11 protein-coding genes are annotated in these 12,147 nt (G+C 31.2%); 7 read left to right on the top strand and 4 right to left on the bottom strand.

The window, feature by feature from the left end:
* Positions 1–182 precede the first annotated feature (182 nt).
* The 5 genes from NH26_RS21975 (at position 183) to NH26_RS21950 (ending at position 5,417) form a co-directional block, all read left to right on the top strand.
* Positions 183–1,217 (top strand): LacI family DNA-binding transcriptional regulator, encoded by a 1,035-nt coding sequence (locus tag NH26_RS21975; RefSeq protein ID WP_044220819.1) that lies wholly within the window; start codon positions 183–185, stop codon positions 1,215–1,217.
* A gap of 7 nt (positions 1,218–1,224) precedes the next feature.
* Complete coding sequence (locus NH26_RS21970; protein WP_044220821.1) at positions 1,225–2,070, top strand: NADAR family protein; 846 nt, start codon at positions 1,225–1,227, stop codon at positions 2,068–2,070.
* 131 nt (positions 2,071–2,201) lie between these two features.
* The gene (locus NH26_RS21965) at positions 2,202–2,891 is read left to right on the top strand and encodes an HAD family hydrolase (RefSeq protein ID WP_044220823.1); all 690 of its coding nucleotides are present in this window, start codon (positions 2,202–2,204) and stop codon (positions 2,889–2,891) included.
* 268 nt (positions 2,892–3,159) lie between these two features.
* Positions 3,160–4,239: a DUF2652 domain-containing protein gene (locus NH26_RS21955; RefSeq protein ID WP_044220826.1), complete on the top strand. Its 1,080-nt coding sequence runs from the start codon at positions 3,160–3,162 to the stop codon at positions 4,237–4,239.
* Between the two features lie 137 nt (positions 4,240–4,376).
* The gene (locus NH26_RS21950) at positions 4,377–5,417 is read left to right on the top strand and encodes a glycoside hydrolase family 43 protein (protein ID WP_044220828.1); all 1,041 of its coding nucleotides are present in this window, start codon (positions 4,377–4,379) and stop codon (positions 5,415–5,417) included.
* Positions 5,418–5,419: 2 nt separating this feature from the next.
* Here the strand turns inward: NH26_RS21950 and NH26_RS21945 are convergent, their stop codons facing one another.
* The 4 genes from NH26_RS21945 to NH26_RS21930 form a co-directional block, all read right to left on the bottom strand.
* Positions 5,420–6,070 carry a YiiX/YebB-like N1pC/P60 family cysteine hydrolase gene (locus NH26_RS21945; protein WP_044220831.1) on the bottom strand — a complete coding sequence of 217 codons (651 nt, stop codon included), beginning with the start codon at positions 6,068–6,070 and terminating at the stop codon, positions 5,420–5,422.
* 75 nt (positions 6,071–6,145) lie between these two features.
* Positions 6,146–6,568, bottom strand: coding sequence for a YeeE/YedE thiosulfate transporter family protein (locus NH26_RS21940; protein ID WP_044220835.1), 423 nt, complete (start codon positions 6,566–6,568; stop codon positions 6,146–6,148).
* 18 nt (positions 6,569–6,586) lie between these two features.
* Complete coding sequence (locus tag NH26_RS21935) at positions 6,587–7,144, bottom strand: YeeE/YedE family protein (RefSeq protein ID WP_044220838.1); 558 nt, start codon at positions 7,142–7,144, stop codon at positions 6,587–6,589.
* Between the two features lie 96 nt (positions 7,145–7,240).
* The gene (locus tag NH26_RS21930) at positions 7,241–8,887 is read right to left on the bottom strand and encodes an FAD-dependent oxidoreductase (RefSeq protein ID WP_044220842.1); all 1,647 of its coding nucleotides are present in this window, start codon (positions 8,885–8,887) and stop codon (positions 7,241–7,243) included.
* Positions 8,888–9,143: 256 nt separating this feature from the next.
* Between NH26_RS21930 and NH26_RS21925 the strand changes: the two genes are divergently transcribed.
* Together NH26_RS21925 and NH26_RS21920 are read left to right on the top strand one after the other, a co-directional pair.
* Entirely contained in the window at positions 9,144–11,198 is a 2,055-nt protein-coding gene (locus NH26_RS21925) for a SpoIIE family protein phosphatase (RefSeq protein ID WP_139263233.1), read from the top strand.
* Between the two features lie 473 nt (positions 11,199–11,671).
* Entirely contained in the window at positions 11,672–12,121 is a 450-nt protein-coding gene (locus tag NH26_RS21920; protein ID WP_044220848.1) for a hypothetical protein, read from the top strand.
* Positions 12,122–12,147 lie beyond the last annotated feature (26 nt).

The raw sequence follows: 12,147 nt of genomic DNA, 5'->3' as shown, positions 1-12,147 counted from the left end.
CCTTAACTCTTTGTTAAGGATTATATGATGAAGTGTTTAAAGAAGTTTAGATTTAAAAGTTTAAATGAGTCTACTTATTCCCACTTTACTAAGAACAACTCTACGCTTCAATGATTAAATACCATCCATTATCGTCAAAAAACACTTATATTTATGATGTATTTACAAGATAACTAACAATAATGGCTAAGGTATACACGATACATGACATCGCAATCCGCTTAAATATTTCTAAATCAACTGTTTCTAGAGCATTGAGAAATCATCCCGATGTGAGTAAGGATACGAAAGCAGCGGTTTTTGAAATGGCTGAAAAGTTGAATTACCAAAAAAATATCTTGGCATCTAATTTAGCATCAAAAAGTACAAACTTAATTGGTGTCGTTATTCCCGAAATAGCACGTCAACATTTTTTTGCACAAGCTTTAAGTGGTATTCAAAAAGTGGCTAAGGAAAAAGGCTATATTGTAATGGTTTGTCAATCTAATGAAGAACTTCAAGAAGAAATTAATCAGGTACGAGCATTAGTTAATAGTAGGGTGGCAGGGTTACTTATTTCTTTATCTAAAGAAACCGATACATTTGGTCATCTTCAAGAAGCATTAGATAGAGATATTCCTGTAGTTCTTTTCGATAGAGGAACGGATCAAATCGAAGTATCTCAAGTAACAGTAGACGACTATAAAGGAGCTTTTGACATTACCAATCACTTGATTCACGAAGGTTATGATAACTTAGCTCATTTATCAGGTCCGATGTCTTTATCCATAAGTCAAAAACGTTATCAAGGATTTATTGATGCTTTAAAAAGTAGTGGCAAAAATACTGCTGAAGCCATCGTTTATCAATGTGATAATTTGAGTCTAGATGCTTGTGAAGCTGTTGATCGATTATTATCACAAAAGAAGAAGCCTGATGCTGTTTTTTGTATGAGTGATTATATGGCGATTCAAGTGATCAAACATTTAAAAGATCGAGGAATAAAGATTCCAGAAGACATGGCGGTTGCCGGATTTGCCGGAGACCCAATCACAGAGTTGATGGACCCTCAGATATCAACCGTAGAACAGCCAGCTTATGATATTGGAGTTCAAGCAGCAAAACGTTTGATTATGGAAGCAGAATCAGATGATAGGGAAACGCTTGGATTCATTAATAGAGTATTGCCCACTGCAATTATTCCAAGATCATCTACTGTCAAAAAACATTCAAATTAATTCAAGTATGCATTATTTATCAGTTGATGAGGTCAAAGAACTTTGTCAAACGTCTACATATTCTCTTAAAAATTTCATTTCAAACCCTAAAACATTATTTCCTTATCACTTAGAAAAACTATTTGATGAGGCTGAAAAGGGACGGATTTCAAGTGATGATATACAATCTTATTTCAGATTAAATCAGACTAAAAAATCAACTATAAGTAAGGAAGTCAATCAATTAAGTAATCTATCAGAAGGTTTTCCAATAAAAATACCAAAGTTCCCTCATTTTAGAACGGCAGAACATCTCTATCAATGTTTAAAATTAGACCTTTCTAAAGGACAAGAGGTTTTTGAAAAGCAATTAATTATTATAGATCAAACATCCGGTGAGGGTGCTAAATTAATTGGAGATAGAAAGGAAGAAATGCGTTCTTATTGGTATCCTTCGTGGTTAATGAACGATTGGGAAATGAGAGATTTACCATTTAACTCTTATAAGGAAAAACATTGGGAGGCAAAAACTGAAATAGTAAATACGATGTGGTTTGTGCTATTACATAAGTTAGGCAGTAACCGAAAAGAATTTGCTAGAGTTTTATTAAAGAGTGGTGCGGTGCATCAATCACCAATTGTAGAAATAGCGAATAACAAAAGAAACCCTGATCTTTTTTGGGGAACAAAGCTTGAAAGAAACAATACTTTAAGAGGGGTAAATATGATGGGAAAACTTTTAGGAAGACTAAGAGATATGTACCGCTTGGAACTTCTTCTTAAAAAACCTTCTATGGATATCTTAAAAGTGGCTCCTCCAAAAACATATACTTTAATTGGGAGTGAGGTGGCATTTGTAGATTATAATGATTAATACTAAAATTCTGAATGTTGATTGTTTTAGAAAGGATTCAATAGTATTAATTGATAATAATACCTTGCTTTTTCGGAAAACTACTTTCTAAATGCTTAATTTCGCCGAACTATACATTTCATACTTTTAGAATGCAAGATATTAAAGTCATAGCTTTTGATGCAGATGATACTCTGTGGATCAATGAACCTTATTTTAGAGAATTCGAAGAAAATTACTTTAAAGTTTTATCACCTTATCTAAATGAAGAAGAACTGAAACATAAATTGTTTGATTTAGTGATTCATAACTTATCACTTTATGGGTATGGAACAAGAGGTTTATCTTTATCAATGATAGAAGGTGCGATTACATTCACAAATGGTCAAGTTACATCCAATGAAATTATGCAAATCATCCGTTTAGGACAGAAAATGCTTAAAAATCCTATTGAATTATTAGGAGGTGTGATTGACTCACTAGAATATCTAAAAGGAAAATATAGATTGGTTGTTGCTACTAAAGGTGATTTGTTAGAGCAAGAAAGTAAGGTGCAAAAATCTGGATTAGAGAAATATTTTCATCATATTGAGATAGTATCTGAAAAAACCACTTCCGAATACAAGAAATTAATTAAGCATTTGGATATTCAACCCTCTGAATTTCTAATGATAGGAAATTCTTTAAAATCAGATATAGTACCTGTTTTAGAATTAGGTGGAAATGCATTTCATGTTCCTTTTTATTCTACATGGGCACACGAAATGATTGATCATGAAATTGAAGCTACTGATCGTTTTAAAGTTTTAAAAACGATTGATGAAATTAAGGATATATTATAATGAAAGGCTTTTTTCGTCAGATAATAAAAAAAATATTATTACTCTTTGTTGCTGCATTTGAGACTTTCTTTATGCTTTTTTTTATGGGAAGTATGTTTGTGAGTAGTTCCTTTTATTATGTAATAAGAATAGTCACTTGGCCTTTCAGGTTTATGAAAAACATGTATTTAAAATTGACGGGCAAACCTAAAAAGTCTATATATAAAAATCAGAAAGACGTATAAATAGACACATTATCATTCCACTAATTTAAATAACCCTTCTACTAATGAAAGCATTACTTTTTCTACCTGATATTTCAGGATTCACTGACTTCATTCAAAACACAGAAATAGAACATAGTCAGCATGTGATTCAAGAATTATTGGATGTTCTGATACAATCCAATATAGAGAATATGGAACTTGCTGAAGTGGAAGGAGATGCTTTATTCTTTTACAAAGAAGAATTACCAAGCTATGAAAATCTTTTAGCACAAGTAGAACATATGTATACTGCCTTTTATTCTCATTTAGAATTACTGAGGAAAAATAGGGTATGCCCTTGTAATGCATGTTCAAAAGCACCTCAATTAGAATTAAAAATAATAATTCATTGTGGTGAAATTAAATACTTGACACTCCAAAATAAACGAAAACCTTTTGGTAAAGAAGTGATACAGTTGCATCGTTTATTAAAAAATTCGGTGGAAAGTGACAATTATGTGATTATGACTTCAAGTTTGATTGAAGCTTACCAAATAAACAAAGAGGAATCGTCTTCATTATTTGATTTTCAAGATGGGGTAGACACCTATGATAATCAAGAAATAGACTATTTATACACTAAAATTAATAAGCAAAACCTAACGCTGAAGCCTTATGCTTTTGCATATAAAGTTGACCTAAAATCTTCTCCTACATTTAAAGTTACATTACCAATTAATGCACCTTTAATTGATGTTATGGAACATATTACAAATTACAAATATAGACACGAATGGGCTGAAGGAGTAGATAAATATGAATACAACGAAGATGAAGTTACTCGTTTGGGTACAAAACATGTTTGTGTAATCAATGGAGATCATCTAAATTTTACAACGATAACAAAAGATGTCAATGAAGAAGGTGTAGAGGTATATGGAGAAATGACAGATACAGCTCCCGTGGCAAAAAAAATCTATACGTTCTACCTTTTTAAAAAATTATCTGATTTTAAGACTCATTTAACCATAGAAGTGCATTTACAACCCAAGAATTTCTTGAATAAACTAGCTATATTTTTCCTTATCAAAAGAATCTTTAAAAGAAACACCTTTAAAAACTTAGGAAAATTGAAATTGCTACTTGAGTCAATAGATAAATAGGTTATAGTTTTTCTATTTATGGTGATTTTATCTCATTTCATAAATCAATAGTAATATGATATAGACTGAAGCATAATAGTGATGAGATTGCTGTTTATTTGTTTTATACACAAAATAAAAACGCAATTATTGAAAGAATGAAGTTCACTCTTAATTTATCAGTTCTATTTTTATTCTTCCTAAGCTCATGTCAAGTTAGTAATTCCAAGCAGGAAGTTTCAGATTCTAAAAATCCTGTTTTTCCTGGTTGGTATGCTGATCCAGAAGGAGTTGTGTTTGGAAATGAATATTGGATATATCCAACCTATTCGGCCAAATACACTAACCAAGTATATTTTGATGCATTCTCTTCTAAAGATCTTGTTCACTGGACAAAACATGAACATGTATTAGACACTTCTAATGTTCAATGGGCAAAACAAGCTTTATGGGCTCCATCAATCATTCAAAAAGAGGATAAGTATTTCTTTTTTTTTTCGGCTAATGATGTTCAAAAGAAAGGAGGGCCGAATTGGAATGAAGAGAACACAATCAATCATTACGGAGGTATAGGTATTTCTGTAGCGGATTCACCAGCCGGTCCATTTAAGGATTATATAGGTCAACCTCTAATTAATGAATTTCATAACGATGCACAACCTATAGATCAATTTGTATATGAAGATAATGGAACATACTATATGTTTTATGGAGGTTGGAAGCGTTGTAATTTAGTGATTTTGAATAAGGATTTTAAAAGCCTACAGCCCTGGGAGGACGGAAGTTTATACAAAGAAGTGACACCCGAAGGTTATGTAGAAGGCCCATTTATGTTTAAAAGAAATGGGAAATATTATTTTATGTGGTCTGAAGGATTTTGGGGGCAAGATTCGTATAAAGTAGCTTATTCAATTTCTGATAAAGTAACGGGGCCTTTTAAAAGAATAGGTACCATATTATCATCTAATAAAAATATAGCAACAGGAGCGGGGCATCACTCAATAATTAATGTTCCTAACACTGATGATTGGTACATTATATACCATAGAAGACCTATACCTAATGAAGGTCGAGATCATAGGGTTACTTGTATTGATAGAATGTACTTTAATGAAGATGGAACCATTAAAAATATCAAAATGACATTTGATGGGGTGTTACCTCAGTTAATTGATTCTTCTGGAATGGAAAGCAAATAAGATTATTTTATGTCTAATACTTCTATATCAAGGTATTTTGATCTAGATACACCACCAGGATTTAATCCCGGTTCATCTTGAGGAATAGTAGTATTTAGTTGTTTAAAATAGTCAACCCATATTGGAAAGTATTCCTTTGTATCAGGATCTTTATAGGTCATAGGGTACAAATGGAATATTTCTTTATTATTATTAGCTTCTTTATAGGTCTCGTATATTAATTCAGAGCAATAATACTGATCGTTATTAATATCAAATACATCATCATAAGATTTACCTAAATATTGGAAAGCATTTTTAGCTGCAAGAGGAGCTAAGTCTGAGTATTCTGCTTTCATACGTCCTCTTACATTCCCTCCTTTACCAGTGTGTTTATTAAAAAAGTCTTTCAGTGATGTTCTTTTTACACCTTGTCCAACTGCCTCAATAATCAATAAAGAATCGGCTTCTTTTACTACAATGGCACAATGAGAAAAATCTCGTCCGTCCCAACCCTCAGTTACTTTATTTATGGCGATACAGAAATCCCCACAATCTAAATCTTGGAAGATTATATCACCTTCTTTAAGATCGTAATGAAATGAATTTTCAGCTACTCTAGAATTGCAACTACTAAATGCAAAGATTGAAATTATTAATATGATGTATTTCATATTGCAAATCTAGAAAAATTATCCTTAAAAACGTTCCTAAAAAGTAGAGAAACGTTTTTAAGGATACGACTAATATTAATGGGGTAATCTATGTTTTGTCAAGCCATATGTGAAAGTACCAAATAAGGCAAACACAAAAACAATGACCATACTATACTCACCATATCCCATTAAAATAAATAGAGGAGCAGTACAACCACCCACTAAAGCCCATCCTAAGCCAAATAAGATGCCTCCTAATAAATATCTCCAAATACTTTTTTGTTTATCGGCAAGAATAATGTCTTTACCATCAAAATCTTTAACATGTAGACGTTTAATTACCTGTACACAAATTGCACCTACAACAACTGCAGACCCAATAAAACCGTACATGTGAAAGGATTCGAAACGGAACATTTCTTGAATTCTAAACCATGATATTGCTTCACCCTTTGAAAGGGCAATACCAAAGAAAATTCCTAAAATTAAATATATAATAACTCTTTGAGGTTTCATTTTTTTATTGGTTTAGTGTTAAAGGATGTACGGTATGATTAACCAAGTCATGATTAATCCACCAATGAAATAACCAATAACGGCTATAAGTGACGGTAACTGTAAATTAGATAATCCGCTTATGGCATGTCCTGAAGTACAACCACCAGCATATCTAGAACCATATCCAATTAAAAAACCTCCAAACGAAAGCATTAAGATACCTTTTAAAGAGAAGATAGCATCAGCATTAAAAAGTTCTGTTGGTAATACGTAATGGTTATCGCTATTGATGCCTAATTCACTTAAATGTTGTGATGTTGCCTCAGAAATACCTGCTAAATGATCTCCTCCTAAATAGTTATGGCTTATGAATCCACCAATAATACAACCTACGGCAAATATTAAATTCCACGATTCTTTTTTCCAATCAAAATTGAAAAAGGAATTTTTTTTACCCGCACCACAAGCAGAACAAATGATTCTGAAATTTGATGAGAGACCTAGATTTTTACCATAAAGTAGTAAAAGAGCCATTGTGGCACCAACAATCGGACCTGTAATAAACCAAGGCCACGGTGCTATTAATTTTTCCATCTTAAAATATGTCGTTGAATGAAAGTTTGTAAGTGTGTTAATCATAGAAAGTAGAGGGAGTTTCGTGATATTCCCTCTACATAGATGGTAAGATGATTACCCATTGATTTTTTTCCAAGCAGTAAAACCGCCTGCTATATTATGTATATTATTAAAACCATTATGTGCTAATATTAAAGAAGCAAGATATCCTCTAAGTCCTTTGGCACAAGTCACATAAAGTGGTTTATTTCTATCGATTTGATCTAAATTTTCTCTTAAAGAATCTAATGGGAGATTTAAAGCCCTAGTATCAATTTTACCTGCATTTTCTAATTCCAATGGATTTCTTACGTCAAGAATAGTAATGTCCTCATTACTTTCAAAAGCAGCTTTTGCTACAGCCACATTTACTTCCTTGAATAATCCTTTTTGGGCATTCTGTGCTACAAAACCGGCCACAATCACTGGATCTTTAGCTGGAGAGAATGGGGGAGCGTATGCTAAATCTAGATTAGGTAAATCTTCAATAGTAAGTTTAGCATAAATAGCCGTTGCTAATACATCAGTGCGTTTATCAACACCTTTTTCACCAAATAACTCAGCCCCAAGAATAACATGAGTATCTTTAGTGTAGTAAATTTCAATAAACATATCTTTACCGCCAGGGTAGAATCCAGGATGAGAATTAGCAATAATAAAGGTAGATTCAAACGGAATACCTTCTCTTTCTAATACTTTAGGACCTGCTCCAGTACGTGCTATAGTATGATCAAACATTTCCATAATTGCAGTACCGTAACCACCAGGGAATACTTCATTTCCTCCAACAGCATTTGCACCAGCTACACGTCCGCCTTTATTAGAGTGAGTACCCATAGGGAACCAACCTTCTGCATTGGTTACTATATGTGGAATAGAAGCACAATCACCAGCAGCATAAATATCTGGCAAATTGGTTTCCATTTTATCATTTACTATCAAAGCACCATTAGGAAGATGAGCAGCACCTTTTGAAGTTAGCATCTCAGTAATAGGCTTAACTCCAATTGACATAATTAAAAACTCAGAGTCAATTGTTGTGTCATCACTTAAAATTAGGCTACCATCTTTATTAATTTGTTTAATAGACTTACCTAATTGTAGATTAACTCCATTTTCAGATAAGACTTTTTCACCCATTGTAGCAAACTTATCATCCCATGGTCCTAAAATATGTTGTCCTAACTCTACAATGGTCACTTTCTTACCAATTTGAACAAGGTTTTCAGCTGTTTCAAGTCCAATTAGTCCTGCACCAACAATAGTAATATTGTTAGCACTAGAAAGAATGTCAGATTTCACTATTCTATCAAAGTCCTCTATTGTCTTTGCATGGGCCCATTCTTTATATTCTGCTAAACCATCAATAGGAGGTGTTATTGCAGTACCTCCAGTTGCATAAACAAGTTTATCATATTTGTATTCACCTTTAGCAGTATATACAATATGACTTTCAGGATCTATGTTTGTAACAGGTTCTTCTAAATGAACATCTATATTAAATCTTTGGCGAAGTAAATCAGGTTTTACCACCAATAGTTTGTTTCTATCTTTTATTTTTCCGGAAAAGGCATAAGGAATACCACATGTAGCGTAACTAATGTTAGCTGTCTTCTCAAATAATATGATTTCAGCATTTTCATCAGTTCTTCTTGCTTTAGCAGCAGCTGAAGGGCCGGCAGATAATCCGCCAATTACGATGATTCTTTTTTTGTTATCCATTTCCAAATTGATGTCTATTATTTAATTGATGATACAAACATATAAGAGGAGAAATATTAAAAGTGTAACTTTTGTCACATAAACGTGCTGATCTAATTGCAAAATCGAATAATTGGTTTTTGTTAACATATCATGAAGTAAATGATACATCTTTTATGATTATTGATATTAAAACATAAAAAATTTATAATTTTTCTTGTTTAGTCCTTATATTGAACAAACAAAATAATTAGTGTTCTGATTTACTTTGACAAAATTGCTAGCACATAAAAAATATTATATACTTCTATTTTTATCATTATTACTATTGTCTTCCAATGCTTACAGTAATGAGACTAATATACACACCCAAAAAAAATTAGAAGAATATAAATCTAAGTGTAGATATTTTGCAAGAACTACTTCTGATTCAACATTAATATATGCCAATAAAATATTATTAATTGCCCAAGAAATTAAAAGTATAGAGTGGGAGAGTATGGCCTATCAGTATATGGGTTCTTATCATTTAAGAAAAGGCCATATGGATGTTGGTTTTGATTATGAAATTAAAGCCTTATCTCTTTCAGAATCTATTAATGATTGGTCTGATATTGCAAATATCTCCAATAACTTGGGTGTATTTTATTTTCGATCTAAAGAATACGAAAAGTGTATTCGTTTTTATCGAAAAGCAATCTATTCAATGAATAATCTGATTGAAGATTCAGAAAACATCACTATCAGACAAAGAAGCAATTTAGTTTCCATGATTTTTAATATGGGAGAGGTTTTTAGTGTTATGAATCAAAATGATTCTGCATTATACTATTTGGATCAAGCCTATTTAGAATCGATTAAACATAATTTTGAAGAGCAAGAAGCATATGTTATTGCTATTAGATCAAGAGTATTTTTCAATCAAAATAAACTACAACTAGCCATCAATGAAGTAAAATCTCCTATTCAATATTTTAAAACTAATAATATTATGGATGGGTGCAATGAATATAGCTTGTGGTTAATTGAGTATTATATTCGTCAAAAAGAGTTTAATAAGGCAACAAAAATTGCTTTAGATATTTATAATGGAGAAGGGTTAGGTAATACTAAATATTGGAAAAAGGAAGCTTCAAGAATGCTTCACTTGATAGAAGTTGAAAGAAAAAATTGGAAGAACGCTTATCGATATAACAATGAATACCACTTTTTAGAACAACAATTAGAAAGTACCGATATAAAAGAAAGGATTGAAAGAATAAAACAAAATTATTTATCAAAAAAGAAAGAAGCTGAAATTGTTCTCTTAAAAGAAAAGAATGAACTAGATAATAAAATACTAAAGCAACAGACTTATTTTATTTATGCAATGGTATTTTTATTTATCGCTTTAGCAATAGGAATTTATCTATTGCTCAAATTCTATTTAAGATTAAGAACTGCTTATGCTAACATTAGAGAGAAGAACAATGAAATTGAAGCACAGCAAGAAGAAATTTTAGCTCAAAAAGATCATCTTCAAAATTATGTACACCTTCTTGATGATAAAAATAAACAAGTAGAAGCAGGTATTTCATATGCTAATAGAATACAAGCAGCTACACTTCCAGTAAAGAACAAAATGGAGGCTATTTTGGGCAATATCACTCTGTTCTATCAACCTTGTGGAATGGTTTCTGGTGATTTTTATTATTGCTCTGGTAAATTATACAAGAATAACGAGAGAATTTGTATTGTTGCCACTGTAGATTGTACAGGTCATGGTGTCCCTGGTGCTTTTATGTCTTTGATAGGTAATGGTATATTAAACGAAATCATTAAAGTAAAACATATTGTTCAACCCTCGGATATTTTAGAGGGATTACATCAAAGATTACAAACAACCTTGAGTCAATATGAAGAATATGGTGTACAAGATGGGATGGATATCACTATTGCTTGTATAAACTACTCACAACAAAATGTAACTGTAAGTAGTGCTAAAAATTCTTGGGTGTATTTTCAAAACGATCAACTTAACTATATTAAAGGGGATAGAAGATCTATCGGAGGAATGGACCTTAATACTAATAGATTTGTAGATCATGAAATTGATGTATCTCGTGAGAAAGCAACTTTCTATTTTTACTCCGATGGATACCAAGATCAGTTAGGCGGTGAAAAAAATAGAAAATACTTAGTTAAAAATTTCAGGAATTTACTCTCACATATTGTTCATCTCTCTAATTGGGAACAAGAACAAGTGTTAAAGACAACCCATGAAAAATGGAAAAAACAACAAAATGAACCTCAAACAGATGATATTTTGGTATTAGGTTTTTCTGTTGGATAACGAATGATTTTTAAGATGATTCTTCCATTCTATTTCAAATAATAACATTCATATAATTACAATTTTATTGGGTTACTTTTGTGTTATTTAATTTGTATTGCAATTAAATGCGTAAATAACGCTATGTCATCTATTTTCAATCTCAACCGGTTTAACATTAAAATTTCATGTGTTTTCATTATGATGAATCATTTTCAATTACTGAAATAGTGCATTGTATTTCATAAAATTTTTAAAAATACCTAATAATGGTTATTGATAAATTAATAATTGTTCCATTAATTTGTAAACATCAAAATTGATATAAAACTTAAGTCAAATAAGTAGTTATATAATCCTCTAGTCGTAGGAGGATTCTAAAAAATCCACGTTTTACGTGGATTTTTTTATTGATACTACTTAACATGTGTAGCGAAACTAAATATTTTAAATACCCGTTGTAATTGTTGTGGTTCAAACAAATAAATATAACAATGTATAAATTATTAACGATTCTATTTTATTTATTACCCTTCTTTACTTTTGCCCAAAATATTGATGGTATTAAAATTGGTCAGAAAGATCAAAGTGATAAAATTATTCATCATGATAACTTACACTTTCAGGTAATGCCCGTTGTTTCTGAAGCTAATGGAAAATGTTATGGTGTTATGTATATGCCAATTGATAGTGAATCAAATATCCCAACAACACTTACTCAAAATGAACAAGATTCTTTTGAAAGTTATATAGAGGATAAATTTAAAGTAGAATTTGATTCAACAATTAATTATCAAAACGAATATTTAAAATTTGCTTTTGATGATGGCATAGAATATGAAATTAATGTCGAAAATATAAACGGTGAATTAGATACCTATTTTGTAGTTTGGTATGAAAAAATTGCTGTAAAGGTTGAGGACTTTTATCAAGATGTTCGTTAGATTTGTTTTTTAATCTAAAACATAAG

This window comes from Flammeovirga pacifica (assembly GCF_000807855.2).
GTDB classification, from domain to species: Bacteria; Bacteroidota; Bacteroidia; order Cytophagales; family Flammeovirgaceae; genus Flammeovirga; species Flammeovirga pacifica.
This window is presented reverse-complemented; position numbering and strand designations above follow the sequence as displayed.

Coding starts and splice junctions, on each gene's coding strand:
- NH26_RS21935 (WP_044220838.1), bottom strand. CDS start 7,144: ATGGAAAAATTAATAGCACCGTGGCCTTGGTTTATTACAGGTCCGATT.
- NH26_RS21965 (WP_044220823.1), top strand. CDS start 2,202: ATGCAAGATATTAAAGTCATAGCTTTTGATGCAGATGATACTCTGTGG.
- NH26_RS21955 (WP_044220826.1), top strand. CDS start 3,160: ATGAAAGCATTACTTTTTCTACCTGATATTTCAGGATTCACTGACTTC.
- NH26_RS21970 (WP_044220821.1), top strand. CDS start 1,225: ATGCATTATTTATCAGTTGATGAGGTCAAAGAACTTTGTCAAACGTCT.
- NH26_RS21950 (WP_044220828.1), top strand. CDS start 4,377: ATGAAGTTCACTCTTAATTTATCAGTTCTATTTTTATTCTTCCTAAGC.
- NH26_RS21920 (WP_044220848.1), top strand. CDS start 11,672: ATGTATAAATTATTAACGATTCTATTTTATTTATTACCCTTCTTTACT.
- NH26_RS21930 (WP_044220842.1), bottom strand. CDS start 8,887: ATGGATAACAAAAAAAGAATCATCGTAATTGGCGGATTATCTGCCGGC.
- NH26_RS21945 (WP_044220831.1), bottom strand. CDS start 6,070: ATGAAATACATCATATTAATAATTTCAATCTTTGCATTTAGTAGTTGC.
- NH26_RS21940 (WP_044220835.1), bottom strand. CDS start 6,568: ATGAAACCTCAAAGAGTTATTATATATTTAATTTTAGGAATTTTCTTT.
- NH26_RS21975 (WP_044220819.1), top strand. CDS start 183: ATGGCTAAGGTATACACGATACATGACATCGCAATCCGCTTAAATATT.